Source organism: Wolbachia endosymbiont (group B) of Sphaerophoria taeniata (assembly GCF_947179355.1).
Lineage (GTDB): Bacteria > Pseudomonadota > Alphaproteobacteria > Rickettsiales > Anaplasmataceae > Wolbachia.
In genome coordinates, this window is record NZ_CAMXAW010000001.1 from 54688 (window position 1) to 81148 (window position 26461).

At 34.4% G+C, this 26461-nt stretch carries 23 protein-coding genes, 3 pseudogenes and 1 riboswitch; of the genes and pseudogenes, 16 read left to right on the forward strand and 10 right to left on the reverse strand.

Annotated elements, in window-relative coordinates; all coding sequences use genetic code 11:
* Positions 1–42 precede the first annotated feature (42 nt).
* Positions 43–1084, reverse strand: a pseudogene (locus ONG75_RS00320) (IS256 family transposase); the annotation flags it as partial.
* A gap of 135 nt (positions 1085–1219) precedes the next feature.
* Here ONG75_RS00320 and ONG75_RS00325 point away from each other — a divergent pair.
* Together ONG75_RS00325 and ONG75_RS00330 are read left to right on the forward strand one after the other, a co-directional pair.
* Positions 1220–2012, forward strand: a protein-coding gene (locus tag ONG75_RS00325) for an IS5 family transposase (protein ID WP_264375461.1) whose coding sequence is annotated in 2 segments (ribosomal slippage) — positions 1220–1483 and positions 1485–2012 — 792 coding nt in all. Because the reading frame shifts where the segments join, the coding sequence is not laid out codon by codon here.
* Between the two features lie 156 nt (positions 2013–2168).
* Entirely contained in the window at positions 2169–3191 is a 1023-nt protein-coding gene (locus ONG75_RS00330) for an IS110 family RNA-guided transposase (protein WP_264375440.1), read from the forward strand.
* A 123-nt stretch (positions 3192–3314) separates the two neighbouring features.
* Here ONG75_RS00330 and ONG75_RS00335 read toward each other — a convergent pair whose 3' ends face one another.
* Positions 3315–3437: a hypothetical protein gene (locus ONG75_RS00335; RefSeq protein WP_264375462.1), complete on the reverse strand. Its 123-nt coding sequence runs from the start codon at positions 3435–3437 to the stop codon at positions 3315–3317.
* Positions 3438–3697: 260 nt separating this feature from the next.
* Positions 3698–4426, reverse strand: a complete 729-nt coding sequence (locus ONG75_RS00340) for a hypothetical protein (RefSeq protein WP_264375463.1) — start codon at positions 4424–4426, stop codon at positions 3698–3700.
* Between the two features lie 154 nt (positions 4427–4580).
* Between ONG75_RS00340 and ligA the strand changes: the two genes are divergently transcribed.
* Positions 4581–6536: an NAD-dependent DNA ligase LigA gene (gene ligA / locus ONG75_RS00345; RefSeq protein WP_264375464.1), complete on the forward strand. Its 1956-nt coding sequence runs from the start codon at positions 4581–4583 to the stop codon at positions 6534–6536.
* Positions 6537–6613: 77 nt separating this feature from the next.
* Here ligA and ONG75_RS00350 read toward each other — a convergent pair.
* Positions 6614–7233 (reverse strand): annotated as a pseudogene (locus ONG75_RS00350) (IS256 family transposase); the annotation flags it as partial.
* On the opposite strand from ONG75_RS00350, the gene ONG75_RS00355 reads away from it, so the two are divergent.
* Positions 7214–8185 carry an ankyrin repeat domain-containing protein gene (locus ONG75_RS00355; protein ID WP_264375465.1) on the forward strand — a complete coding sequence of 324 codons (972 nt, stop codon included), beginning with the start codon at positions 7214–7216 and terminating at the stop codon, positions 8183–8185. The pseudogene ONG75_RS00350 and the gene ONG75_RS00355 sit on opposite strands and share 20 nt — an antisense overlap.
* Before the next feature lie 57 nt (positions 8186–8242).
* Here the strand turns inward: ONG75_RS00355 and grxD are convergent, their stop codons facing one another.
* The 3 genes from grxD to ONG75_RS00370 are packed head-to-tail and all read right to left on the reverse strand — an operon-like array spanning position 8243 to position 10174.
* Positions 8243–8581, reverse strand: coding sequence for a Grx4 family monothiol glutaredoxin (grxD, locus tag ONG75_RS00360; protein ID WP_264375466.1), 339 nt, complete (start codon positions 8579–8581; stop codon positions 8243–8245).
* A 16-nt stretch (positions 8582–8597) separates the two neighbouring features.
* Complete coding sequence (locus ONG75_RS00365) at positions 8598–8816, reverse strand: BolA/IbaG family iron-sulfur metabolism protein (RefSeq protein ID WP_006012412.1); 219 nt, start codon at positions 8814–8816, stop codon at positions 8598–8600.
* A gap of 38 nt (positions 8817–8854) precedes the next feature.
* The gene (locus ONG75_RS00370; protein WP_264375467.1) at positions 8855–10174 is read right to left on the reverse strand and encodes a malic enzyme-like NAD(P)-binding protein; all 1320 of its coding nucleotides are present in this window, start codon (positions 10172–10174) and stop codon (positions 8855–8857) included.
* Between the two features lie 121 nt (positions 10175–10295).
* Here ONG75_RS00370 and pgsA point away from each other — a divergent pair, with 121 nt between their 5' ends.
* The 8 genes from pgsA to ONG75_RS00410 all read left to right on the forward strand — a co-directional run bounded on the left by pgsA (position 10296) and on the right by ONG75_RS00410 (position 16408).
* Entirely contained in the window at positions 10296–10838 is a 543-nt protein-coding gene (gene pgsA / locus ONG75_RS00375; protein ID WP_006012406.1) for a CDP-diacylglycerol--glycerol-3-phosphate 3-phosphatidyltransferase, read from the forward strand.
* Positions 10839–10937: 99 nt separating this feature from the next.
* Positions 10938–11894 carry a hypothetical protein gene (locus ONG75_RS00380; RefSeq protein WP_007302576.1) on the forward strand — a complete coding sequence of 319 codons (957 nt, stop codon included), beginning with the start codon at positions 10938–10940 and terminating at the stop codon, positions 11892–11894.
* 67 nt (positions 11895–11961) lie between these two features.
* Positions 11962–12648: an outer membrane protein assembly factor BamD gene (gene bamD, locus ONG75_RS00385; protein ID WP_264375545.1), complete on the forward strand. Its 687-nt coding sequence runs from the start codon at positions 11962–11964 to the stop codon at positions 12646–12648.
* Positions 12649–12655: 7 nt separating this feature from the next.
* Complete coding sequence (locus tag ONG75_RS00390; protein ID WP_264375468.1) at positions 12656–13396, forward strand: YebC/PmpR family DNA-binding transcriptional regulator; 741 nt, start codon at positions 12656–12658, stop codon at positions 13394–13396.
* Positions 13393–14451 (forward strand): M23 family metallopeptidase, encoded by a 1059-nt coding sequence (locus tag ONG75_RS00395; protein WP_264375469.1) that lies wholly within the window; start codon positions 13393–13395, stop codon positions 14449–14451. The genes ONG75_RS00390 and ONG75_RS00395 overlap by 4 nt, the downstream gene beginning before the upstream one ends.
* The gene (locus ONG75_RS00400; RefSeq protein WP_264375470.1) at positions 14435–15304 is read left to right on the forward strand and encodes an SPFH domain-containing protein; all 870 of its coding nucleotides are present in this window, start codon (positions 14435–14437) and stop codon (positions 15302–15304) included. Before ONG75_RS00395 ends, ONG75_RS00400 begins: the two co-directional genes overlap by 17 nt.
* Positions 15305–15380: 76 nt before the next feature.
* Positions 15381–15483: riboswitch (TPP riboswitch) on the forward strand.
* Positions 15472–15756 (forward strand): SemiSWEET family sugar transporter, encoded by a 285-nt coding sequence (locus ONG75_RS00405; protein ID WP_264375471.1) that lies wholly within the window; start codon positions 15472–15474, stop codon positions 15754–15756. (Overlaps the previous riboswitch by 12 nt.)
* On the forward strand, positions 15728–16408 hold the full coding sequence (locus ONG75_RS00410; protein WP_264375472.1) for a thiamine diphosphokinase: 681 nt from the start codon (positions 15728–15730) through the stop codon (positions 16406–16408). Before ONG75_RS00405 ends, ONG75_RS00410 begins: the two co-directional genes overlap by 29 nt.
* A 620-nt stretch (positions 16409–17028) precedes the next feature.
* Here the strand turns inward: ONG75_RS00410 and ONG75_RS00415 are convergent.
* Complete coding sequence (locus tag ONG75_RS00415; protein WP_264375473.1) at positions 17029–18939, reverse strand: ankyrin repeat domain-containing protein; 1911 nt, start codon at positions 18937–18939, stop codon at positions 17029–17031.
* Between the two features lie 78 nt (positions 18940–19017).
* Positions 19018–20172: a Bcr/CflA family efflux MFS transporter gene (locus tag ONG75_RS00420; protein ID WP_264375474.1), complete on the reverse strand. Its 1155-nt coding sequence runs from the start codon at positions 20170–20172 to the stop codon at positions 19018–19020.
* 149 nt (positions 20173–20321) lie between these two features.
* Here ONG75_RS00420 and ubiE point away from each other — a divergent pair, with 149 nt between their 5' ends.
* The 3 genes from ubiE to ONG75_RS00435 all read left to right on the forward strand — a co-directional run bounded on the left by ubiE (position 20322) and on the right by ONG75_RS00435 (position 24581).
* Positions 20322–21020 (forward strand): bifunctional demethylmenaquinone methyltransferase/2-methoxy-6-polyprenyl-1,4-benzoquinol methylase UbiE, encoded by a 699-nt coding sequence (gene ubiE, locus ONG75_RS00425; RefSeq protein ID WP_264375475.1) that lies wholly within the window; start codon positions 20322–20324, stop codon positions 21018–21020.
* A 174-nt stretch (positions 21021–21194) separates the two neighbouring features.
* Positions 21195–22895, forward strand: coding sequence for an ABC transporter ATP-binding protein (locus tag ONG75_RS00430; protein ID WP_264375476.1), 1701 nt, complete (start codon positions 21195–21197; stop codon positions 22893–22895).
* A 663-nt stretch (positions 22896–23558) separates the two neighbouring features.
* Positions 23559–24581 carry an IS110 family RNA-guided transposase gene (locus ONG75_RS00435; protein WP_264375440.1) on the forward strand — a complete coding sequence of 341 codons (1023 nt, stop codon included), beginning with the start codon at positions 23559–23561 and terminating at the stop codon, positions 24579–24581.
* A gap of 377 nt (positions 24582–24958) precedes the next feature.
* On the opposite strand, the pseudogene ONG75_RS00440 reads toward ONG75_RS00435, so the two are convergent.
* Positions 24959–25769: pseudogene (locus ONG75_RS00440) on the reverse strand (IS630 family transposase).
* Positions 25770–25947: 178 nt separating this feature from the next.
* On the opposite strand from ONG75_RS00440, the gene ONG75_RS00445 reads away from it, so the two are divergent.
* Positions 25948–26331: a hypothetical protein gene (locus ONG75_RS00445; RefSeq protein ID WP_264375477.1), complete on the forward strand. Its 384-nt coding sequence runs from the start codon at positions 25948–25950 to the stop codon at positions 26329–26331.
* Positions 26332–26461: the final 130 nt, after the last annotated feature.

The following is a 26461-nucleotide window of genomic DNA, read 5'->3' on the forward strand; positions in this document are numbered from 1 at the left end:
GGTTTGACACAGTTTATTTAACACTCCCGTCAAATCGCATTTTTAGTTCAACTCAATTTTTAACCTACCAGGAAAAAAGATATCAAGTTGAGAGATAGTTAAAGCCCAATCATGTATAGGCATCGTCCACTTTTCCTCTGCCTTCTTTATAGCACAATATACCTATTCATACAAGGCATTTGTGCTAGTAAATGAGCCCTTAGTTTTAGTAAATTTTCTGATCTGTCTATGTAACCCTTCAATAGGATTTGTGGTATAAATTAACTTTCTTACAGGGCCGGAATATTTAAAATAACTAGACAGATTTTCCCAATTATTCTCCCAAAACTAAAGTATATTTTTCTCCCCATTTTTCCTCTAGCTCAAGCAAATAATTCTCGGCTATTTCTCTACTTGATATGTTTTTTTCAAATCATTCATGAAAACTTTTGCTCGATACATATTTCAGTGAATTTCTTATCTGATGTACTATACATTTCTGCTTTAGGAAATACGCTATTTATAGCTGTAGGAAAGCTTTTTAACACAAGCTATCAGAATATCATCTACTCCTCTCTCCTTTAGGTCATTTAGTACTCCCAACCAGAACTTCACTTTCAGCCAAATAAAAACCCAAAACTTCTTTTCTGCCATTTTGCTAATATGTTATACATACATTTGCTTACACAATGCCCGTCCTCCTTGACCTTAAAAAACCATGAACACTATTGGATATACAGATTGCAGCGGACGACTGCGCCATTCGTTGATTACCGGTAACAATTTGTCAGTAATACTTGATATCTCTGCTGCAGATATTTTATATTTCTTCTACATGCGATGCTATATCCCATGCCACTGGCATATGTACTTAAAACCTTTGCTTCAAGTTCGTTTGTTTGCCTTTTTCTGACTACTTGTAGCTCGAAACTTCCTTCTCTATCTCTTGGTGTCAATAGTTCAAATACTTGTCCGTAAAGTCTTTGAATTTCTTCGGTTGTTTTCTTCGCTTTCAGCCGACAAATGGTTTTCTATCTCGCCTTCCCTCTAGCAGTTTTTTTATAAATGGTGTTAATGCTCCATCTCTTCCTGTCAATGGTCTTGTATCTTGTAAAAAGCATCTAATGTTTTAAGCTTAAGCATTAGATGGAGAAGAGAAGAACTCTGTCAGTGGTCTTAGAACCTGTACGTGATCTCAAAAAAGGGATAGAATGAGAGGATAAAGTATATAAAGTAGGATATGCGAAATTTATATCCAAGTGATATAAGTCGAGAAAAGTTTGAGATTATTGTAGCAGATCTGGAGTCTTGCAGGAAGAGAACAAAGCCGAGAACACTTGATTTATATGATGTATTTTGTGGAGTATTATACGTCCTAAAAAGTGGATGCCAGTGGAGAATGTTACCAAAAGAGTTTCCAAAATGGCGGAATTGTTACGACTATTTTAAGAAGTGGAGTGAAAAAGCAGATGCAAATAAAGAAAGTGTTCTGGAGCTGGTATTAAAAAAAAATAGTTGGCGTAGTTCGACAAAACAATGGTCGGAAAGAAAAAACCAGCTTCTGCATAATTGATGCACAAAGCGTAAAAAATGCAGATACTGCTGAAGAAAAAGGCTATGATGCTGGTAAAAAGATTTCAGGAATAAAACGCCATATTGCAGTTGATACTCAAGGTCTACCACACGCAATTTATATCACAACAGCAGAAATAACTGACCGTAGCAGTGCTGTAAAAATGATCAAAAATGCAAGAGAAAACCTCTCTGAAGTCCAAAATATACTAGTTGATGCGGGTTATACGGGAGAAAAATTTGCAACTCAAATAAAAGATATTATTGGAGCAACTGTTGAAGTGATAAAGCGCAGCGAATTACACATCTTTGCTGTATTGCCGAAAAGATGGGTTGTTGAGAGATCTTTTGCTTGGTTGGAAAAATGTAGGCGATTGTGGAAAAATTGCGAGCGGAAACTCAATACTAGCCTGCAAATGGTTGTTCTAGCCTTTACTGCTTTACTCCTCAAAAGATTATGAACAGGCTCTTAGATATAAAATCTGTAAGGTAGATAAGAGTTCTCTTCTCAAGAGTACAGGCTGGACGGTATCGTAGAAAAACCTAAATGGTTCTAATTCTGTATTCACAAGACTAGCCTTACTTTTCATTTTTAATGGTAACGCATGGGGTTATATATGATCAACAACTTTTTAGGTATAGATGTATCGAAAGATCGCTTTGATGTTTTTCTCTCGTTCATAAGCAAAAAAGGAAGATGTGAAACTAGAAAAAGGAGTTTTAAAAACGAGGATTCTGGGTTTCAAGGTTTACTTAGCTTTCTACAAAAACATAATGTAGAAGAAGTAAAAGCCTGCATGGAGGCTACTGGTTGTTATAGCGAAGCTTTGGCTGAGTTTCTGCACAACGCTGGACATTCTGTTAGTGTTGTAAATCCTTATTGCATAAAATCTTATGCAAGGAGTAAGCTGATACGACAAAAGAATGATCAGACCGATGCAGAAGTTATTGCTGATTATTGCCAAAGACAGGAACCTTCTAGTTGGACACCACCTTCTCCTGAAATGAAAAAATTAAAACATCTTTATCGTTGCTCAGTTGCGTTAAAAGATGAGTTAACATTAGTAAATAACCACTTAGAAAAAAAAGAGAGACTGCTTAAAGAAGTTGCAAGTGCTTGGGAAGACCTTGCAATGAATATAGCTCAAAAAATAGAAACAATAAAAAACTCCGTACGTGAACTATTAAATCAACATAAAGAATTGTTGGAAAATTTTCAACTTCTATTGACTATTCCAGGAATAGGAGAAGAATCAGCAATAGCTATTTTAGCTGAAGTTCCTGACATAGAGGTTTTTAGAGATGCCAGGCAATTGGCAGCATATACAGGAGTTATACCACGAAATATGACGTCAGGTTCCTCTGTATATGCCAAACCCAGATTAAGTAAATCCGGTTCACAAACATTACGTAAAGCACTTTTCTTTCCTGCTATAGTAGCTAAGAATCACAATCCTATCATTATTAGTTTTTGCCAGAGATTAAAGGAAAAGGGTAAGCATAATATGGCTATCGTTGGTGCTGCAATGCGTAAGCTACTCCATATCATTTTCGGTGTTCTAAAATCCAAAAGTGCTTTTAATCCTGACCATATCAAGAATTACAGGGCAAAGCGGTTGGAGGAGAATTTAGTACTTTAAAATCAAAAAATGCGTACTTTCTATCTTATGTAAAATAGCATTTTACACAAATTTATTTAATGTAGTTGGTTAGTGTATATGTTGATAGAAAGTATTTTTTGATTTCGTAATACAGCTTAAGATTCAATTTCTATAATTTTCTTGTTGACTGACAAGACGGTATCTTCCTTCTCGTATAGATGATAAGATATTTGTTTCTAATTCTTTATAGTCTACCAAACCGGTAGTTGTGTTTGCTTGACTCATTGTCAAACCTCCATTTTTTTATCAATTTATTACTTTACTTCTCGGTTTGACACAGTTTATTTAACACTCCCGAAAGGAACAATGGATCCCAGTGTCTGAGCACTGGGATGACAAGGTAGGAAGTACTGGGATGAAACCTTTTTGCTTCAATATTTTGCACAGTAGCCATGCAACTTAACAGATACTTTTCTCTTCATTTATCCTAAGGTTTTTATGGGTTAAAAAACCCATAAAAACCTTATATAAAACCCCTATTGTGATTAAAAATACACTAAATCTTGGTTTTCACATGTTTCATTTTCTGCCATAAGCGACAATAATTTTGTGCTCTCAAGGAAACTGTTTGCACTAGCTTCTAAGAGATCAGATTTTACTTTTGTAAGTTCACATTTAATCTGATCTATTTTCCCATTCAAATTTTTATGTGCATCTTCGACTAATTTATTCATTTCATCTTCTAAAAGTGTACTTACTTCTTTACTTTGTGTAGTGACAAGATCATTTATTTTGCTTGTAATTTCAGGTTTTATAAGGCTTTCAATTTTTTCTTCAGTATATTTTTTTACTTCTTCTTCTACCTGAGTTTTTATTTCTGGCTTTAGCAAATCTGCAACTTCTGGTCCTACTTTTTTCACTGCTTTTTCAGCTGCATTTTTTGCTGCTTTTTCAGCGTTTGCTTCTACTGACTTTACTGTCTTATCAATTGAAGTCGATATTTTTTTTTCTATTTGATTAGCTTTTTCGGTAGCTATTTTGTTAGCTTTCTCTTCAGCTAAAGTTAGCATTTTTCCTTCTATTTTTTTTACTTCATCTTGAGCTGCTTTTCTAGCTTCTAGTTTTAAATCGTTACCCATTTTAGATATTACTTGATTCGCAGCTTCTTTTGCTGTTTTGCTTATACCAAGAATTTTATCAAACATTCCTGCACGATACACTTGAGAGCCGAAGTTTGATTCGTCAGCCAAATTTTTGTAATTGTATTCTTTCATAATGTACTCCTTAATTTAAAAACTATACTAACATTAATATACAAGTACAAAAATTATATTAATATTAGTATTGCTTTTCAGGGCAGTAGTATAAATTTATAGTACCTTTTGAAAAAATTCATGACTTGACGGCAAAGAGCATTATATTGGTATCATGACTGACTTGGAAAAGATGAGAGAAAAACTGCAAAATCAAATTAATTATCATAATATCTTATATTATCAAAAAAGTAAGCCAGAGATAAGTGATGCTGAATATGATGAACTGAAAAAAAAGTTAGCTGCAATAGAGCCAGAAGCTTATGCAACACAAGATAGTGTTGGTGCTCCGCCTGATGAGAGATTTTCTAAGGTGGAACATCAAGAACCTATGCTTTCTCTTGAGAATGCTTATGATGAACAAGGTGTAGAAAAATTTTTGTCTAAAATAAAGAGATTTTTAATTGCAGATGAAATAGAGATATTATGTGAGCCAAAAATTGATGGATTGTCATTTTCTGCAATTTATGAAGATGGGAAATTTGTTAAAGCTGCAACTCGAGGTGACGGTTTTGTAGGAGAGGATGTAACTCACAATGTTGCAACAATAAAAGGCTTTCCTAAGTTTTTACAAGATGTGCAAGGAAGACTAGAAGTAAGGGGTGAAATATATATCAGTAACAGCGACTTTTTAAAGTTAAATGAAAATAATGAATTCGCTAATCCTCGAAATGCAGCTGCTGGTTCTTTAAAGCAATTGAATGCGAACATTACAGCAAAAAGGCCTCTTAGATATTTTGCTTATTCTTTAATTGGTGGAATAGAGAAAAGTCAAAGTGAAGTACTAGAAAAACTTGAGAAACTTGGTTTTTGCGTAAATGAGCATCGTTCCTTAACAAGTAGTTTGAATGGAATGCTAAAGTTCTATAACGAGATCTATGATTATCGTTATAACTTGGATTATGATATCGATGGGATAGTCTATAAAGTGAATGATTTGGTGCTACAAAGTCGTCTGGGAAGTACACACAAAGCGCCACGCTCAGCGCTTGCATATAAATTTTCTGCGATTTATGCAAAGACAAAGTTAAATAAAATATTTATACAGGTGGGTAGAACGGGGGTTTTAACTCCAGTTGCAGATTTGGTACCAGTCAATATTGGCGGAGTGCTAGTTAGCAGAGCAAGTCTACATAACCAAGATGAGATAAAACGTAAAGACATAAGAGAAGGAGATGTTGTAACAATTAAAAGAGCTGGAGATGTAATTCCTCAAATTGTCAAAGTAGATGAAGGTTCTCGTCATGCAAATATGCCTGAATTTGTGTTTCCTGACATATGTCCTGAATGTGGTAGTAAAGTGCAGATTGAAGGAGTTGCAGTAAGATGTCCTAAAGAATTTAATTGCAAGGCTCAAATAGTAGAAAAACTAAAACATTTTGTGTCAAAAGATGCATTTGACATTGTTGGCCTTGGTGAAAAACAAATAAAGTTTTTTTATGACCTGGAACTAATAAGACAAATTCCAGACATTTTTATTTTAGAGGAAAGATTAAAAGAGTTTTCCTTAAAAGAGCATCATGGTTGGGGCGAGAAGTCAATAGCTAATCTATTAAGTGCTATACAAAGCAGAAGAGTAATCTCTCTAGATAGGTTCATATTTTCTTTGGGTATCAGATTTATCGGCCAAGTTGCAGCAGAATTGCTCGCAAATTATTATGTATCTTATGATAACTGGTATAATTCGATGTCATCAAATGATGTTGAGTTGGTAGGTATAGATGGTATAGGAGAAAAAGTAGCTGAATCTTTAAAATCGTTTTTTTCTCAGGAACGTAACATTAAAATGTTAAATGATCTTACTGCATATCTGCAAATTCTTCCCGTGAGCTCCAACTCTAGCGATTCTTTTTTGAATAACAAAATTATAGTGTTTACTGGTAAGCTACGTGCTATGAGCAGAGGGGAGGCAAAAGTAAGAGCTAAAGTTTTAGGGGCAAAGATCAGTTCAAGCCTTTCTACTAAAACTGACTATTTAATTGCAGGAGAAGATCCAGGTTCAAAATATAAAAAAGCAATGGAATTGGGTGTGGAAATTTTAGATGAAGAACAGTGGAACAAATTGTGCTAAACACAACTTAATCTGACGGGAATGAATTAACTGATAGAAGAATGGGAGTGTTAAATAAACTGTGTCAAATCGCATTTTTAGTTCAACTCGATTTTTAACCTACCAGGAAAAAAGATATCAAGTTGAGAGATAGTAAAAGCCCAATCATGTATAGGCATAGTCCATTTCTCTCCTGCCTTCTTTATAGCACAATATACCTGTTTATACAAGGCATTTGTGCTAGTAAATGAGCCCTTGGTTTTAGTAAATTTTCTGATCTGTCTATGTAGTCCCTCAATAGGATTTGTGGTATAAATTAATTTTCTTACAGGGCCGGAATATTTAAAATAACTAGACAGATTTTCCCAATTATTCTCCCAAAACTAAAGTATATTTTTCTCCCCATTTTTCCTCCAGTTCAAGTAAATAATTCTCGGCTATTTCTCTACTTGATATGTTTTTTTCAAATCATTCATGAAAACTTTTGCTCGATACATATTTCAGTGAATTTCTTATCTGATGTACTATACATTTCTGCTTTAGGAAATACGCTATTTATAGTTGTAGGAAAGCTTTTTAACACAAGCTATCAGAATATCATCTACTCCTCTCTCCTTTAGGTCATTTAGTACTCCCAACCAGAACTTCACTTTCAGCCAAATAAAAACCCAAAACTTCTTTTCTGCCATTTTGCTAATATGTTATACATACATTTTGATCAACGTGCTAACATAGAAGCTAAAGACGATGATGGATGGACACTTTTACACTATGCTGCATGGAAAGGCCGTAAAGAAATTGTTGAATTTCTTGTGAATGAAAAAGAAGCTAATATTAATGCTAAAGCTAATGGTGATAATAAAAAGCCTATACATGCTGCTGCTAAAGCAGGTTATAAAGATATAGTGGAATTTTTTCTTAGTAAAGGAATAGGAGTTGATGATGCTGATGATGATAAATGGACACCTTTACACTATGCTGCTCGTTATAATCACTTAGAGCTTTCTAAATTTCTCCTGGGTCAACATGCTAACATAGAAGCTAAAGACAATAATGGATGGACGCCATTGCACCGTGCTGCTGAGAGAGGCCATAAAGAGATTGTTAAATTTCTTGTGAATGAAAAAAAAGCTAATATTAATGCTAGAATTAATAGTGATGGTAAAAAGCCTATACATGCTGCTGCTAAAAAAGGTTATAAAGAAATAGTGGAATTTTTTCTTAGTAAGGGAATAGGGGTTGATGATGCTGATAATGATAAATGGACATCTTTACACTATGCTGCTGCTTATAACCACTTAGAGCTTTGTGAATTTCTCCTGGGTCAACATGCTAACGTAGAAGCTAAAAACAAGGATGATAAAACACCTTTAGATCTAGCCCGCGAAAGAAATCACATGGAAATAGTAAGTTCTCTAATGCAACCACAATTAGGCCAAAAGATGACTGCAGTTGCGGAAGAAACTATCCAAAAAGTTAAAAATCTTATTGAGCAAAGTGCTAACGTAGAAGCTAAAGATATGGATATTTCCAATGACAATTTAAAAAGTGACAGGAGAGCTTCTTCTAATGATAGCTTAGAAAGTGACGGAGATACTGCTCCAGGTACGACTGTAAAAGAGGCAAAAGTAGAATCTTATGCTAAATCAAGAAAAGCACAAAGACAATAAGTTGAAAATGTGATGTAAAGGAGATAAGTGGGCATGTACAACCGAGACGGGGGTACATTAGCCCATCTCTTGATGTATTTGTGTAACCTTTTTTTCTTTTAGCAAATTTTGTAACTCACCTTTTTCATACATCTCGCGGGTTATGTCACAGCCACCAACAAACTCTCCCTTTATATATAATTGTGGAATTGTTGGCCAATCAGAGAAACTTTTTATGGACTGACGTATTTCATCATTCTCAAGTACGTTGATGCATTTAAACTTTACATTCAATTTTTTGAGAATTGACACGACGAGTCCAGAGAATCCACATTGAGGAAAGTCAGAGGTGCCTTTCATATACAGCACTACATCGTTTTCTGCTATGTCTTTTTTTATTTGTTCAAAGTTGTTCATAAATATCACCTTAATTTTAAGCTCCAGTTTCTAGTTGCAATGCATGTATAGACTGACCTTCAAGAGCCTTATATACCATTCTGTGTTGTTCTATTTTTGTCTTTCCAGAAAAACACTTGGAAGTTATTTTTAAATGATAATGATCATCATCTCCAGCAAGGTCCTTAATCTTTATATCAGCATCAGGAAATGATTGTTTGATAATTTTCTCTAACTCGTGAATTGTAATAGTCATTGGTTTATTTTAATTATAAGTCTAAAATATGCAATTGATTATTGTGAAGACAATAGATTCAGCGTGCTGAGAGCACTAGCAAGACGAGATTTTAATTGACTTGCATACTCATTCCAGTCCTCTATTTCCTTTCTTGCCACACCTGAGGTAACGGCAGCTTTTGCAACAGCAGGAGATACCATAGAAATTAATCTTGGATCAAATGGAGTAGGTATTATATATTCACGTCCATAGCTCATTTTACGACCGCTATAGGCTGCAGATATCTCATTCGGCACTGGCTCACGGGCAAGCTTCGCTATTGCATCTGCAGCTGCAATTTTCATTTCTTCATTTATTGTCGTTGCATGTACATCAAGTGCTCCTCTGAATATATAAGGAAACCCCATTACGTTATTGACTTGGTTGTTATAGTCTGACCTACCAGTTGCAATTATTGCATCTGGCCTTACAGACTTTGCAAATTCAGGCCTTATTTCTGGATCAGGATTAGCAAGAGCAAAAATGATCGGGTCTTTACCCATGCTTTTTAACATCTCTTCGCTGAGCACATCCTTTGCAGAGAGTCCGATGAATACATCAGCGCCTTTTATGGCATCAAGTAGAGAACGTTCTTTAGTGTCAATTGCATATTTTTCCTTCCACTTATTCATGTCCTCTTTTCTGTCTTTGTGTATTACTCCTTGTTTGTCACATAGCACTATGTTCTTAGCGCCCATGGACTTTAGTATTTCCAAACACGCAATACCAGCTGCTCCAGCACCATTCATGATGATCTTGACATTCTCTAATTTCTTTTCAGCAATATCGAGGGCATTTTCTATACCAGCTGCAACAACTACTGCAGTGCCATGTTGATCATCGTGGAACACCGGAATATCCATCAACTCATTTAGACGTTTCTCTATTATAAAACAATCAGGAGATCTTATATCTTCTAGATTTATTCCCCCCCAACTTGGACCAAGATACCTTACTGCATTGATGAAATCTTCTATGTTTTCTGTGTCAACTTCTATATCAATTGCATCAATGTCAGCAAAACGCTTAAATAAAACAGCTTTGCCTTCCATGACGGGTTTTGAAGCAAGAGGACCGATATTGCCAAGTCCCAGCACTGCGGTGCCATTTGAAATGACAGCCACATAATTACTTTTTGCCGTGTAATCATAAACAGCTTTAGGATTTTTAGCTATCGCAAGGCATGGGGCTGCAACACCAGGGGAATAAGCAAGTGATAGGTCATGCTGTGTGGATAAGGGTTTTGTTGGTATAACTGATACCTTACCAGGTTTACCACTTTTATTATGGTACTTAAGTGCTTCTTGTTTTGTGGTGTTATCTAAATCATTATTCATGCTTTGAGCTTATTGTTAGTAATTTCCTAAGTATATGGGGTTTTTATGAATGTTCAACTATTAGCTTGTGAACTCTATTGTACTTCTGTATAAATTTATCTACTACGTAGGGTGATGTGACATGCTTAAGAAAAACGTGCCTAATTTGCTAACAATTTCTCGTGCGCTCGCAATACCGGCAATAATATCAAGCTTTTATATAGAGAGTAAGTATGCAAGTCTAATAACAATATTGATCTTTATGTTTGCGTGCATTACAGATTTTTTTGATGGTTATTTAGCGCGTGCATGGAAAGTCCAATCGAATTTTGGCAAGTTATTTGATCCAATTGCCGACAAGTTAGTAGTAGCTTCAACAATAATCATGCTAGTTTATAAGCATAAGATAGATGATATTACAATTATACCGTCAGTTATAATTGTTTGTAGGGAGATATTAGTTTCAGGCTTGCGGGAGTTCTTGATAGCTACAAACGTTAGTTTACCTGTGAGTAAGGCTGGGAAAATTAAAACATTTTTGCAGATGGTTGCTATAGTAGCGTTAATAATGAGTGATTATGAAGCAACTAAATATATAGGTGTGGTTTGCTTATGGGCTGCGGCTGTTATGACTATGTGGTCAGGCTATAATTACGTTCTAGCTGGCATCAAACAGATTGACTAAATTGCTTAAGAGTATACAAAGAAAGTTAATAATTTCATAATATTGACTTAGTAATTAAAATCCTATATAATGTATTAGTTCATAAGTTGGTCTGTTCATATGACTAGTATTACAGGCACTAAGTTTTTTTTAAAAAGATCCAAAGGTAAAAAAGGTGCTAAAATGGAAGATTTTTTCTGGGATTTTTGGCCAACAGTTGATGAAGAAGTCAGAAAAGAAAGAGAGGAAGAAAAAAGCAAAAAGCTCGAACAAGAACTATTAACACTAAAAAAAAGAGAGCTACATAGGAAATGTGTATCATTGGTAACAATGGTTCCATTTGCATTATTGATGGCAATTGAGCTCGAAAAAACATGTAGCGATCAGGTATTACTTGGCCTTATAAGCAGCTCATTAGGCCATACTATATTACCTTTCACAGTCTTATCCCTTATTTGCACGCTATATTTAATTTATAATAATAGAAAAATAGCACAAAAAGAACGAGAATTGGAGAATATTGAAAGTGGGAAAACAGTAGAAAAAGAAAAGAGAGATCTTCCTTGTACCGTTGATGATTACTTTAACTATGCTGATGCTGCTTTAGTTACATTAGTTATTGTGGCTAGCATAGTAGGTGAAGCATTGGAGCAAGGAATAATAGGAGACGTAGCTTTTTCAATTTCTAGTCTATTTTACTTTGTAGCGAGTGCTACTTTCTGCTATCGCGAGTACAAGAAAAGTAAAAAATATGAAGTAGAAAAAGAGCAAGACTTTGATGAGAAGTTTGAAAAAAAGACAAGCAATATGTCTTCAGCTAAGTTAATGCTCGCTGGTTCTTCTTTATTACTAATCAGGAAAATAATATTGATTTCTGGAGTAGCATTAGCATCATCTGCTGTTGGGCCTGCTTTAGGTCTGGTAGGTATTGCTCTTTTGATGGTAGGAAGTGGATTGATCACACATTCTTATAGTAGAAAGCTAGAGAACGTAGAAGTGAGTGGAAAGGGTGTTGCAATAGGTGGTGGTGCGAGCAATATAGGTAATGGTGGCCAAGAGACGCTTTTCGTTCGATGATAATGCCAAAAATTTGTTTATTTAGGTAATATTTAGTCTATACTTTATTTTGATCAAAAAAAATCTTATGTATAAGACTTTAATCATATGCTTTTTTCTTCTGACTTGCCCCTTCACGCAGTCGTATGCGAATGATCTTGAACACACTGAAACTGAACTATATGAGGAGGCAGTTAAGCTTTATGATCAGAAAAAATATAAGCAAGCTATTAGAGCATTTCAAAAGATAGAGGATTTGTATCCTTTATCTTATTGGGCAATGAAAGCCAAATTATTGTCTGGGGTTTCTCACTATAATATGGGTAAATACAGCGGTGCTGCAAGTGATATGGATGATTATATATACGTTTATCCAAATGGTGAAGATTTGCCATATGTATATTACTTAAGAGTATTATCTTATTACATGCAAATTAACAAAGTGCAGCTTGGGCAACAAATTGCATATAAAACTTTAGAGCTAGCTACTGAATATATTAATCTTTTTCCGAATAGCGAATATATAGAAGAGATCAAAGAAAAAGAAAAATTAATCACAGAACATATATCAAAAAAAGAGTATTCTATTGGTGAATTTTACCTAAAGCGTGGTGAATATTTAGCAGCAATTAAGCGTTTTCAAGATATGATAAGCAATAAAGATTCTAAATATTCTTCTAGAGTTATTAGTTATTTAATAACAGCTCACTTAGCTCTTGGCCTTGACTTAGAAGCTGAGCAGTATGAAAATATGTTAGTAGAAGGGGTGAATTAGTTTTCTTATGGCTGGTCATTCACAGTTTTCAAATATAAAACATCGAAAAGGTGCTCAGGATGCAAAGCGCTCGCAAAAATTTACGAAGCTCATTAGGGAAATAACAGTTGCTGCAAAACAAGGGCTACCTGATCCCAAGCTTAATCCACGTCTTCGCTCTGCTATCTTTTCTGCGCGAAAGGAAAATCTACCAAAAGATAAAATAGAAACAGCAATAAAAAATGCAGCTGGTAACGTTGCTGGAGAAAGTTATGAAGAAATACAATATGAAGGCTGCGGACCTTCTGGTGCTGCACTTATTGTCCATGCTCTGACAAATAATCGCAACCGAACTGCTTCTGAGATACGTTATATCTTTTCTCGCAAAGGCGGTAATTTGGGAGAAACAGGATGTGTGAGTTACCTTTTCGATCATGTAGGCTTAATTGTCTATAAAGCAGAGGGTATAAATTTTGAAGATTTATTTAACTATGGAATTGAATTAGAAGTATTGAATGTTGAGGAGAATAACAAGGAAGAATTATATGTTATAACTTGTGAAGTGAAAGATTTTGGTAGAGTGCGTGATGCTTTCTATACAAAATTTGGAGAACCAGAACTTGCTCGTCTTTCATGGCAACCAAAGGACCTGATTGAAGTGAGCGACAAAGAATTAATTGATAAATTATCTACATTAGTTGAAGAGCTAGAAGATAATGATGATGTGCAGTATGTTGAAGGTAATTTTATTTTTGCTGATAAACTATGAGGCTGGTAATACTTCCACTGCTTTGTATTTTACCAGCATATGCAACTGAAACATTTGCGCAGAAATACTATTGTCATTCCAGTGCCCAGACACTGGAAATTGATTGTAAACAGCACGCTATACAACATTTTCGATTAAAAAACTGTTCAAGCACTGGAATAACAGAAAGCAACCTAAACCACTTTCCAGCGTTACTTCAGCACGGGATCAGGAAAAAAAAAGCTGCTTTGGTGACAGAAAGTGATAGAAAGTTGTTATTCATATCCAGTGACATAAAATCCTCTTTTTTTGACGCAGAAGGTTTGGCGCCAAATACAGTAATGAGATTAATCGACATATATAAAGGTTATGGTGTAGATTTTAAAAAAGACATTGTGCCCAAAAGCAAATTGGAGGTGCTGTGTGAAAAATCACTCAGTAATCAGAAGGCTGAAGAAAAAATTTTATATACTTCACTGACAACAGATAAAAAGGTCATTAGCTTGTATCATTATGAGTCACAAGAAGCAAAAGAAGTGTATTTTAATAAAGAGGGGGTAAGCTTGAAGAGTAGCGAAATTTTTGTAAATCCTTTAAACGGAGATTTTCGTATATCCTCGAATTTTGGTAATAGAAAGCATCCCATTCATGGTAAAATTGCTTTTCATAAAGGAGTAGATTATGCAGCTAAACTTGGCACTCCTATACACGCCACTGCAGAAGGTGTAATAGAATATATAGGAAAGAATGGTGGCTATGGGAATTACATCAAAATAAAGCACAACAATAAATATTCAACTTGTTACGCACATATAAGCAAATTTAGTAGCGATGTAAAGTTAGGCTCTAAAGTAAAGCAGGGACAAATCATTGCTTATGTTGGCAGCACTGGTGTTGCAACAGGACCTCATTTACATTATGAAGTTATATATAATGGTAAACATATTGATCCGCTTACGATAGCTCATGGCAATGAGATAAAGTTGCCTGATCGTGAATTAAGAGAGTTTAAATTATTTGTAAGTAAGGTAGATGAAATAATCAGCAGAGAGGGTGCAAGTGAAAAAGCAATCTGATAAAGACAGCACAGATAAAAATACGATAAGTGATAGAAATCTAAGTAAAATTCAGGCTTTTCCTGTACTAATAGCGCTAGGGTTAATTTTATTGGTACTTTTTGTGTATGACAGCACAATTGCACTTGGAGTTGCTGCTGTTTCAATATTGACTTTTTCTCAAGGATTTTTCGTTAATGATCCTAATGAAGCAAGAGTGATAGAGTTTTTTGGTCATTATATTGGAACTTATTTTAAGTCTGGAATATGCGTAACGCTTCCATTTTCGAGTAAATATAGAGTTTCTTTGAAATTTCAGAATATCAATACAGAAAAAATTAAAGTTAATGATGCTAATGGAAGTCCGATAGAGATTTCAGTAGTAATTGTTTGGAGAGTGAGCAGTCCTGCGAAGGCATATTATAATGTTAATAATTATCATGATTTTGTTTTTGTGCAAAGTGACTCGGTAATTAGAGAACTGGCAAGTAATTATCCGTATGATAGCGAAAACGATGAGGAATCTTTGCGTAAAAATTCTGATAAAATTTCAAATGAATTGAGATCAATGCTACAACAAAGATTGAATATTGCTGGAATTGAAATTACAGAAGCGAGAATATCGCATTTGGCGTATTCATCTGAGATTGCACAAGCAATGCTGAGACGTCAACAAGCACATGCCATCACCTCTGCAAGAAGGCATATAGTGCAAAATGCAATAGGAATTATCGAAGAAGTAATAGCCCATTTTGAAAAAAATAAAAGCTTACAATTGGATGGAAAACAAAAGGTTCAATTGATAAACAATTTGCTAGTTGCTCTGATCTCTGAGCAGGATGCACAGCCGACTATTAGTTTGGATAATAATTAGCATAGAAGCCGATTGGGTTTCATGAATGCAAGTCACTGTTAATTTCTTGATTAATAGACTAAATGATGTTATAAATTACACGCATTAGGGGTGCTCTAAAAAAGCTGAGAGTACATAAAGTACAACCCTTTGAACCTGATCTTGTTAAAACAAACGTAGGAAAATGTATGTATATAAATATTGAAGAATGCTTTGGCTTCATCGCGTTCATTACATCTCTCATTGGGTTATTGCCTCAAGTATATAGAGCATATATCACAAAACTTACTCGTGACGTATCGATGCTAATGTTGGTGAATTATCTTATTTGTTCATCATCTTGGCTTATTTACGGTATTTGTCAGGGTTTAACTTTTGTGATACTCAGTAATATTGCTGGATTAGTGACCAGTATAATATCAATTGTTCAAAAATGTTACTACGATGCAAAAACTGCACGGAGCGTTTTATAACCATATGCTACATTGTAGCGTGGAGCAAGAATATCGTTCTATTGTAGTACTAAATGGAGAAATGCCTGATTCATCGTTTTTTAAACAAGATATACCTGTTATTGCTGTAGATGGAGGAGCAAACAAGCTTCTATCAATTGGCGTAAAACCTGATCTTGTAATAGGAGATTTGGATAGTATAAATCCGAATTTACGTGCTAATTTAAATACAGTATATCTACCTGATCAAGATTATTGCGACTTTTCTAAAGCAATGGCTCACTTAAAAACAGTAAAGTTATTGCCATCAATAGTAACGGGTATTACTGGAGGAGCAATTGATCATATACTACAAAATATCAACATTTTTTCAAGTACAGATAGTATCTTTTATATGCCTTCGCCTTCCATGGTGGGGTACGCCTTACAAAAGGGTATTACCTATTTTTCCTCTTTGCTAAAAAATACTAAAATGTCCTTACTTGGTATACCGAAAGCTCAAATATCAACTAAAGGATTAAAATGGGAACTGTACCTTAGTAACCTTGCTTTTCCAGGAAAGAATTCTTGCTTTAATCGAAGTTTAGGCAATGAGTTATCTATAGAAATACACAGCGGCGTGTGTTTAGCAATGATATATTTAGAAGCAGTAAATGATGATGGTGTGTATTGAGTTAAAACATTAAGAAAAAAAAAAGTAGAAAAACCGTGTTAACACTAATTATAAAAACTACAGGCGCCTGTTATTAGCTAAAGTAAAGGTCAAATATCTGGAATTCTGGACATAAAATCCTCCTGTATAAAAAAGATTCAGAATGTACACACAACAGATGTGGCTGAATTTTTATTGAAAAATTGGTTAAAAGGTCTGCAGACTGAGATAGATTTTGAGCTCTCTAAATATCTCTACCATCATTATAATGGCATCTTGAGTATGCGGAAGCAATTTTTTCATTAAAATAAAAAATTTTATTCTACAGCTCAAAAAGGAGTTTGCTAATTTTCACACTGAATCGGATTCCACTACTCAAACCTAGAAACTTTAATGTGCAAGTATTGAAACCGGTGTTCCCCTTCTTGTTATCCGAGTAGCCTTTTCTTGTCATTTAAGTGGCCTTTTCCTGTCCCCAGTATCTGCTGCTGTCATTCCAGTGCGTGACGTTATTTCCATCCAAGATGGTGTCATCCGAATAGCTGACACTGGTTCCTTTATGACGGCAGTGCCCAGAGGTGTCATCCCAGTGCCCAGACACTGGGATGACACCCTTCCTTGTAGAGATCTCTTGCGTTATCCTACTCATCTATTCTCGTTGCATCGTAATCGCAACTACTACTCTCTCCTTCGCATCTAGCATCGGTTTGTGATGTAGATTTGTCAGTGTCAGACCCAAACAACCATGAAAAAAACCCACCAAAAAATGATGCAATTAAAGAAAAGGGCTTCATAATTATATTAAGCAAATTATCAAAAAAAGAGCTGTCAATAGAATGTCCATTATCAGCAGCTTCAATTTTTACATCACTTTCTTTTTTTGCACTGATCTCCTTTTGTTCTTGTAAACTTGGTTGGACATTACCTTCTTGTCCAGCATCTTCCTCTTGACCTACTTCATTATCTTTTGATGCTATACTGTCATCAATTTTTTTGGGGGGTTTTAGTAATAGAGTTTTTATTTCTTCTGTGCTAGCTAAATCTAAAGGAGTCTTTCCATATTTATCTTGTGCATTAACATTTGCTTCTGCGTTTATTAGAGCTTCTACTATCTCTTTTCTATCATAGTTTGCAGCCCAATGTAAAGGAGTCCTCTTATCCTTATCTACTGCGTTAACATTTACTTCTGCGTTTATTAGAGCTTTTACTATCTCTTTTCTACCATATCCTGCAGCCCAATGTAAAGGAGTCCTCTCATCCTTATCTACTGCATTAACATTTGCCTTCATTTCTATTAGAATATCGACCATCTTTTCACGGCTCCACGATACATTAGGTAATGTATTCCAGTTGTTTTTTTCAATTACCAGGTGTAAAGGAGTCTTTCCATCTATATTTTGTAAATTAACATTGATACTTTCTACTTTCAGTAGATCGTCCAATTCAGGTATCTCCATCGCTTTCTTTTTTAAAAAAAAATGCAAAGGAGTCTCTTTATTTTTATCTGTTAGATTAACATTGATGCCTTTTTTGTTCAGTAGAGTGTAGAATTTATCTGTATCTATATCTAGGTCTATTTTTTGAAGAATTAAATGTAAAGGGGTTTCTCCTGCATTATTTTGTGCATTAACGTCTGCTCCTTTATCAAGTAGAAATTCTACTATCCTTTCTGTATCTTTATATCTACTTTTAGCAGCAAAATGCAGAGGAGTCTCTTCAAATTCATTTTTTACATCAACCTTTGCTCCTTTGCTGAGTAGAAATTCTACTACGTCTTTATGTCCATATTTAGCAGCAAAATGTAAAGGGGTGCTTAGATCATCACTTTGTGCATCAACCTTTGCTCCTTTACTGAATAGAAATTCTACTACACCTTTATGTCCATTTTGAGCAGCCAAATGTAGAGGAGTCTCTTCAAATTCATTTTTTGCATCAATTTTTGCTCCTTTGCTGAGTAGAAATTCCACTACGTCTTTATGTCCATTTTGAGCAGATAAGTGTAGAGGGGTCTCTTCAAATTCATTTTCTGCGTTAACCTGTACTTTTTCTTCTCTATTTAACAGATTTTCTACATCATCAATATTACCGCTTTTAGCAGCTTCAAGCAATTTGTCATTGGCATCTTTTATGCTTTGTAATAGATTTTTTATTTCTTCTGTCTTAGCTAAATCTAAAGGAGTCTGTCCTTTATCATTTTTTGTATTAACATTTGCTTCTTTCTTTAATAGGTCTTCTACTGCTTTCAAGTCGCCAAGTCTGGCAGCCAGATGTAGAGAAACCTTACAATGCTCAGCTTTTACTTCTTCGTATTTATTTAACACGTGGCGTTCTCGAGAAGAGTCATAAGCAATAAAATCTGCTCCATTATCTAATAGAACTTTTGCTATATCAGAATGATTATTTTTAACAGCCCAATATAGAGAATTACCTTGAGATCCATCATATGCATTAACATCAGCTTCTTCAATTATTAGGCGCTTTGCTTCATTAAGATCACCTCTTTTAGCAGCATCAAGTAAAGCAGCATCTATATCTCTGATTAAATAATCCATTTAACACTTCTCTATAAAATTGCATTACTATAGTAAGGTAATTAATAATTCATGAAATCTGGGTTGTAGAAATAATGATTATCCTTCGTGTTTTTCAGTATATTTAAGTAAACTATATATAAGAATTGCAATTATAGAACATACAACTGTTAATAGTAAATTTGGTAAAATGCCATAAGAAAAGAATTTTCCTACTATGTATATTCCAATAGCCCCAAACATCATATTGCAAAATGAGAGAACTGCACTACCAAGCCCTATACTTTTGACCGTTTCTAAAGCAGAAGTTACGTTATTGCTGATTACGAGTGCAAGCCCTATATTGCTCGGAATCCAAAGAACTTGAAGAATAAGTACGTTCAATTTGTTCATGAAATAAAAATATACCAATAAACCATCAGATATTATTGGTAATACCAAACCTATGATTAGCATCTTGCTCACTCCTATTTTTGGTACGTACCTTCTGTTAATTAAAGTTCCAATTATGTAAAATATAACTATGATTGATATAAGATAGCCAAAATATTGTACTTTAACGCCCATTGATTCAAATATGAATGGATAGTTAGCAATATATGCCCAAAGCCAAATGAAAGTTAATCCATGAATGGCTGAAAACCCAAGGAAACGATAATTCCTGAATATTGATATATATTGCTTGAAGATATTGATTGCTATGTTGGTTTGATTTTTATTTACAGTGAGCGTTTCTTGCAGCTTCAAGTAAATAAAAATGAGCATAACAATTGCTGCAAATGATATGATAAAAAACAAAAATTTCCAACTATATCCATGTGAAATCATATAACTGCCTATTACTGGAGCTATTCCAGGTGAAAGCGCTACTACCATATTTAACTTTGAGATTACTCTTGAGTATTCACTACCTGAGTACATATCTCTGATTGCTGCATATCCGACAACGCCTGCAACACCAGCTCCAGCTCCTTGTATAAACCGGATTAATATTAAAAGTATAATATTATCAGCTATGCAACATACAATACTTGCCAAAGTAAAAATTGTCATACCAATCAGCATTATTAGGCGCCTACCATAATAGTCTGACAGTGGGCCATAAATTAATCCAGATATTGCAACTCCTACTAAATTTAAACTGATCGTAAGCTGCGCTATATTACCTTTCACCTTAAAATAGTTGGCAATACTTGGCAATGCAACTGAGTATAAGTCTGTTGCCATATCAACAACTGCTACAGATAATATCATAATAAGAGAGATGATATTTTGTGAAAAAGCTGTCGACACTAATGATTTACTGGATTAAATATGTTTAATTGTAGTATATTTTTCTCATTAGTATATTAATTTAACTGCTAAAGTTTAAAATAATTATGTAAGCAATCTCTATATAAAATATGGATAAATCACAACTAGTTAAAGAGGTTTTCGATTCTGTAGCAAATTGCTACGACATCATGAATGATATAATGAGTCTTGGAATGCACAGGCTATGGAAAGAGAAGATGGTAAGTAGTGTGCATTTTAAAAAGAACTCCAAGGTTTTGGATATTGCTGGAGGAACCGGAGATATAGCTATAAGAATAGCAAGAGGTGAACCAAGTGCTCAAGTTACAGTATGTGATATAAATCAAAACATGCTGGACAAAGGGCGTGATAAAGCAATAAATTCAAATCAGCTAAATTTCAATTGGGTATGTGCAAATGCAGAGAGCTTACCATTTGAAGATTCTGAATTTGATTATTATACAGTAGCTTTTGGTATTCGAAACTTTTCTGACCGTAAAAAGGCTTTAAGTGAAGCATATAGGGTATTGAAGCAAAATGGACAATTTGTCTGCTTGGAATTTGCCCCTATGCATTATCAAAATGAGATATTCACCAAATTTTATGACTTATACTCATTTAAAGTAATTCCTAAAATTGGTAGCATAGTTGCTAAAGATAAGGGTTCTTATGAATATTTAGTGAAAAGCATCAGAGAATTTCCAACTCAAACTAATTTTAAAATGGAAATTGAAGAGATAGGCTTTAAGAATGTTGAGTTCTATAATATGAGCTATGGAATAGTAGCATTACATATTGGAACAAAATGAATATTAAACTCTGGTCTATTCAGTAGTTTTTTTTGCTAACTTTCTGTAATTTCGCAGCGTTTTTCCTTCAGAAGCTAAAGTTTCTTGAACGTATTGCTCTAACGAAGTACACTGTAAACTAATATTGTAACTTTTTCCTGAAGCTAAAATCTATATAATTAACTTAAAAATAAAATGCGATCTAACATTAAGCAGTTATTTTATTATATAAAACCTAATCTACATTATTTTACCGTAGCTTTTATTGCAGTTCTATTTTCAGCTTTAACGATTCTTCTTTTTGGTAGGGGCTTAAGCAACATAATTGATTCTGGCGCAGAGCATAACTTTACTACCAAGCTCGTAGTTTCAATACTGATAGTTTTAGGCATTTCTTTCACTGCATTTATTCGGTTATATTTCATTGGCATTGGCAGCGAAAAAGTTATCGCAAGAATCAGATACGACTTATATAGCAGTATCACTGACTTGCAACCAAGTTTCTTTGAAAACACAGGCGTACAAGATGTTATCTCAGCACTCATTACTGATACCTCTGCGCTGCAATCAATAATAAATAGCAGCCTACTCACCATATTGCGAAATTTTGTAATATTAATTGGCAGTGTTGCCATGTTATTATATACAAATCTACATTTAACCGCATATGCAGCTGCAATAATACCCATACTGCTCATTATCATGACTTCACTTGGAAAAAAAGTTCGCAATTATGCACGCTTTGCTCAGGATAAATTAAGTGAGCTTGCATCATTTAGTGAGGAAAATTTTAGATCTATAGTAACCATTAAATCATTTGTACTAGAAGAAAATGAAAAAATTCGTTTTCAGAAACATCTAAACTCAGTATCAAAATCATACGTAAAATTAGTACTCTTGCGTGCTATTTTAGTAACTCTAGTTATCACGTGTGTGATAGGTTCGCTAGTTATTTTGCTTTTTTTTGGAATAAAAGAAGTCTTAAGTAATAATATGACCATTGGAGAACTCTCCTCATTTGTGTTTTATTCAGCGCTTGCGGCAGGAGCTATAAATAATTTGAGCGATAATATCAGTGATTTACAACGAGGTCTTGGAATAGTAGAGCGTTTGTTTGAGTTTACGAACATGAAAAGCTCTATAGTAAATGGCGAAAATCCTATAAGAATTAATAGTATTCAAAAAGAAATTGCGTTTAACGATGTAACATTTTTTTATGCTGATAAGCCAGCATTAAATAACGTATCATTTTCTATAGAGGCAGGCCAATCAGTATCAATTGTTGGACCATCTGGCAGTGGCAAGAGCACCATTTTAAAGCTTCTGCTCCGTTTTCACGATCCAAGTGAAGGCAGTATTACTATCGATGGACAGAATATTAAGACAATTGCGCTAAATGATCTAAGATCGCTGTTTGGCTTAGTACCACAAGATCACATGATATTTTCTTGCTCAATAATGGAAAATATACTATACGGCAAACCGTGTGCTGAATATGAGGAAGTCAGGCAAGCAGCTATCAGCGCTTATGCGATGGAATTTATTGATAAGCTGCCTGATAAATTTGATACATTTGTAGGAAAAAGAGGATTAAAACTTTCTGAAGGACAAAAACAACGCATCATAATAGCAAGAGCAATACTAAAAAATCCTCAGGTTTTAATACTTGATGAAGCAACTTCAGCTCTTGATTATAAAAGTGAAAACCTAGTGCAAAAAGCACTGAGCAAGTTAATGCAAAACAGAACAACAATTATAATTACGCACAGGCTATCAACCGCACTCAAAACTGACAAGATTATAGTGATTAATTGCGGGAAAGTAGAAGAAGTGGGAACTCATGATTCTCTAATGAGTAAAGATGGGCTGTATGCAAAATTGGCGAAGATAGGGTAGAAATTTAAATCATAATGTTGTTAACATGCTAGATTTAGCAATCAAGTTATGAAATCTTTAATTATTTTAAAGTACAATAATATCATAGTATTTTTCAAAGGATTATTATGGTTTATAATTACAGTAATTTACCAAAATTGCCATTTACGGCTTATAATTTACCAGCAGCTTTACCAGTATCGAACTATGCACAAGCTTGCACACCTCCAATGGCTTATAATTTACCAGCAGCTTTACCAGTACCAGTATCGAACTGTGCACAAGCTTGTACACCTCCATTTGTACCTTGTGCTACTAATTCCTGCCATAATTATTTTAACTCGCATCATAACTATTATGACACATGTCATAATCCTTGTGATGGATTTGGTTTTTTTTATTAGAAGATTGTTTTTAAACAATTCATAAACGCACGTGCTGCCATCTAAGAGCACATGGTCTTGTATCTTGTAAAAAGCATCTAATGTTTTAAGCTTAAGCATTAGATGGAGAAGAGAAGAACTCTGTCAGTGGTCTTAGATATAAAATCTGTAAGGTAGATAAGAGTTCTCTTCTCAAGAGTACAGGCTGGACGGTATCGTAGAAAAACCTAAATGGTTCTAATTCTGTATTCACAAGACTAGCCTTACTTTTCATTTTTAATGGTAACGCATGGGGTTATATATGATCAACAACTTTTTAGGTATAGATGTATCGAAAGATCGCTTTGATGTTTTTCTCTCGTTCATAAGCAAAAAAGGAAGATGTGAAACTAGAAAAAGGAGTTTTAAAAACGAGGATTCTGGGTTTCAAGGTTTACTTAGCTTTCTACAAAAACATAATGTAGAAGAAGTAAAAGCCTGCATGGAGGCTACTGGTTGTTATAGCGAAGCTTTGGCTGAGTTTCTGCACAACGCTGGACATTCTGTTAGTGTTGTAAATCCTTATTGCATAAAATCTTATGCAAGGAGTAAGCTGATACGACAAAAGAATGATCAGACCGATGCAGAAGTTATTGCTGATTATTGCCAAAGACAGGAACCTTCTAGTTGGACACCACCTTCTCCTGAAATGAAAAAATTAAAACATCTTTATCGTTGCTCAGTTGCGTTAAAAGATGAGTTAACATTAGTAAATAACCACTTAGAAAAAAAAGAGAGACTGCTTAAAGAAGTTGCAAGTGCTTGGGAAGACCTTGCAATGAATATAGCTCAAAAAATAGAAACAATAAAAAACTCCGTACGTGAACTATTAAATCAACATAAAGAATTGTTGGAAAATTTTCAACTTCTATTGACTATTCCAGGAATAGGAGAAGAATCAGCAATAGCTATTTTAGCTGAAGTTCCTGACATAGAGGTTTTTAGAGATGCCAGGCAATTGGCAGCATATACAGGAGTTATACCACGAAATATGACGTCAGGTTCCTCTGTATATGCCAAACCCAGATTAAGTAAATCCGGTTCACAAACATTACGTAAAGCACTTTTCTTTCCTGCTATAGTAGCTAAGAATCACAATCCTATCATTATTAGTTTTTGCCAGAGATTAAAGGAAAAGGGTAAGCATAATATGGCTATCGTTGGTGCTGCAATGCGTAAGCTACTCCATATCATTTTCGGTGTTCTAAAATCCAAAAGTGCTTTTAATCCTGACCATATCAAGAATTACAGGGCAAAGCGGTTGGAGGAGAATTTAGTACTTTAAAATCAAAAAATGCGTACTTTCTATCTTATGTAAAATAGCATTTTACACAAATTTATTTAATGTAGTTGGTTAGTGTATATGTTGATAGAAAGTATTTTTTGATTTCGTAATACAGCTTAAGATTCAATTTCTATAATTTTCTTGTTGACTGACAAGACGGTATCTACCATGTGCTTCACATTTTGCTTAAAAATATAATAAGCAGGTGCTTGATTTTCATTTGCAGCGACATAGCAGTTCTACCAAAATTTATTTCAGCAACACAACTAGTTTGACTACTGACAGCTCCTTCTTGGAATCTTATCATTATTCTGCTCATAGTAAAATTTCTAATCTCTAATATCTATTATAGCTCTTTTCATAATAGTCCGAAAAGCTTATAGAAAAGCGGAATCAACAGCATGACGAAAAGATGTGAATAGAGGACTAGCTCTGTTTTTTATAGCAAACCAATGATGCTCAATTTTGTTAAAATCGGGAGAATAAGGCGGTAGATATAAAATTTCTGCGCCAACTCCTTTAGCAAATCTTATTAGACTTATGAAAAGTAGCATTATCAAGGATAACAGTTTGTCCAGGTTTCAAAATCGGTGTCAGAAACTGCTCAAACCATTTATTAAAGATATCCATATTACAGTGGCCTTCAAATGTTAACGGAACAACTATTTTTCTGCCGTTTAAGGCTGCAATCATACTGATTCGTTGAATTTTTTTACCAGATTTTAGAGCATAAAACCTCTGTCCCTTCTGGCAATATCCATAACTCGGTGTCCAGACTCATCTATATAAACTAAGTTTTGAGGTTCTTTTGTTGCTATAATTTTCAAAAATTCAGCGCGTTTTTCTTCGTTTCTTTCTTTGTATCCATATGTCTTTTTTTGCGTGTGAGTCCAATTTTTTTAAGAGCTCGATGGATCGTTGGGATACTAACATTGCTCCAAAGCTTAGCCATTTCCGATACCACCATATTTTTTAGCAAATTCAGTAAATTTATTCCAGTCAGTAATTTTGTGATTATAACCTCCATTTCCAAGTTTTTTTGACTGAAAATCTCCTGTTTCTTTTCTTCTTTGCTGCCACTCCCATAACGTAGTTCTTCCAATTTTAAATCTTGCTGCCACCGTTTCCCTGCTCTCTCCTTCTTCTAGTGCTTCCATTGCTTTTTTTATAACTATATGCTGCTGGCATCCTTACCTTCACTACTATAAAACCTTATTTTACCTCGTTTGGACTATTATGAAAAGAGCTATACTTGTATAACGGCTGGAAAGGAAATTTTAAATATATCAATCTTAGTATTAAGATTATAAATTTATTAATTATTTTATCCTATAATAGTCTAATAGTTATTTTTTAAAGGATATTTATGACTCACTATCACACTTCATCTCCAAAAAACGTTTGTTCTCATAATACCAAAACTTCTTTTCCAGGCTGTAAATCAATATGCATTCCTGATAAAGATGAGCATTGTCATACTACTCGTTTATGTCACAGTCAAGACCCGTTTTTCAAGCATCATTGTACTCCATACCACTATGATTATAACTCACATTGTAAACATGGTTATGACCCATGCTACGGTAATAATCACGGTTATGGTCATGGTACAACAGCATCATGGTATCATGCTCACGATTCTGGTAACACAGTAGTGTTAAATCTACCATGTTGTGGTTGGGGAACAAGAACTGGGATAGGAACTGATACAGTTGCAAAATTAGCTCCAGAGCACAACGATTTATTTTGAAGGCGATAAAACTTAGTGAGGGTGTAAAAGGTGTGAAGGACGTGTAGGGATACTATGTGCTGAAATCATAATGCGACGATAGGTATAGCACTGATGTGATATGGTAATAACATAACAATTTATACTATGG

What these genes read in the sequence shown, in the direction of transcription:
- ONG75_RS00330 (WP_264375440.1), top strand. Translation starts at nt 2,169, where the DNA reads ATGATCAACAACTTTTTAGGTATAGATGTATCGAAAGATCGCTTTGAT.
- ONG75_RS00335 (WP_264375462.1), bottom strand. Translation starts at nt 3,437, where the DNA reads ATGAGTCAAGCAAACACAACTACCGGTTTGGTAGACTATAAAGAATTA.
- ONG75_RS00340 (WP_264375463.1), bottom strand. Translation starts at nt 4,426, where the DNA reads ATGAAAGAATACAATTACAAAAATTTGGCTGACGAATCAAACTTCGGC.
- ligA (WP_264375464.1), top strand. Translation starts at nt 4,581, where the DNA reads ATGACTGACTTGGAAAAGATGAGAGAAAAACTGCAAAATCAAATTAAT.
- ONG75_RS00355 (WP_264375465.1), top strand. Translation starts at nt 7,214, where the DNA reads ATGTTATACATACATTTTGATCAACGTGCTAACATAGAAGCTAAAGAC.
- grxD (WP_264375466.1), bottom strand. Translation starts at nt 8,581, where the DNA reads ATGAACAACTTTGAACAAATAAAAAAAGACATAGCAGAAAACGATGTA.
- ONG75_RS00365 (WP_006012412.1), bottom strand. Translation starts at nt 8,816, where the DNA reads ATGACTATTACAATTCACGAGTTAGAGAAAATTATCAAACAATCATTT.
- ONG75_RS00370 (WP_264375467.1), bottom strand. Translation starts at nt 10,174, where the DNA reads ATGAATAATGATTTAGATAACACCACAAAACAAGAAGCACTTAAGTAC.
- pgsA (WP_006012406.1), top strand. Translation starts at nt 10,296, where the DNA reads ATGCTTAAGAAAAACGTGCCTAATTTGCTAACAATTTCTCGTGCGCTC.
- ONG75_RS00380 (WP_007302576.1), top strand. Translation starts at nt 10,938, where the DNA reads ATGACTAGTATTACAGGCACTAAGTTTTTTTTAAAAAGATCCAAAGGT.
- bamD (WP_264375545.1), top strand. Translation starts at nt 11,962, where the DNA reads ATGTATAAGACTTTAATCATATGCTTTTTTCTTCTGACTTGCCCCTTC.
- ONG75_RS00390 (WP_264375468.1), top strand. Translation starts at nt 12,656, where the DNA reads ATGGCTGGTCATTCACAGTTTTCAAATATAAAACATCGAAAAGGTGCT.
- ONG75_RS00395 (WP_264375469.1), top strand. Translation starts at nt 13,393, where the DNA reads ATGAGGCTGGTAATACTTCCACTGCTTTGTATTTTACCAGCATATGCA.
- ONG75_RS00405 (WP_264375471.1), top strand. Translation starts at nt 15,472, where the DNA reads ATGTATATAAATATTGAAGAATGCTTTGGCTTCATCGCGTTCATTACA.
- ONG75_RS00410 (WP_264375472.1), top strand. Translation starts at nt 15,728, where the DNA reads ATGCAAAAACTGCACGGAGCGTTTTATAACCATATGCTACATTGTAGC.
- ONG75_RS00415 (WP_264375473.1), bottom strand. Translation starts at nt 18,939, where the DNA reads ATGGATTATTTAATCAGAGATATAGATGCTGCTTTACTTGATGCTGCT.
- ONG75_RS00420 (WP_264375474.1), bottom strand. Translation starts at nt 20,172, where the DNA reads ATGATATTATCTGTAGCAGTTGTTGATATGGCAACAGACTTATACTCA.
- ubiE (WP_264375475.1), top strand. Translation starts at nt 20,322, where the DNA reads ATGGATAAATCACAACTAGTTAAAGAGGTTTTCGATTCTGTAGCAAAT.
- ONG75_RS00430 (WP_264375476.1), top strand. Translation starts at nt 21,195, where the DNA reads ATGCGATCTAACATTAAGCAGTTATTTTATTATATAAAACCTAATCTA.
- ONG75_RS00435 (WP_264375440.1), top strand. Translation starts at nt 23,559, where the DNA reads ATGATCAACAACTTTTTAGGTATAGATGTATCGAAAGATCGCTTTGAT.
- ONG75_RS00445 (WP_264375477.1), top strand. Translation starts at nt 25,948, where the DNA reads ATGACTCACTATCACACTTCATCTCCAAAAAACGTTTGTTCTCATAAT.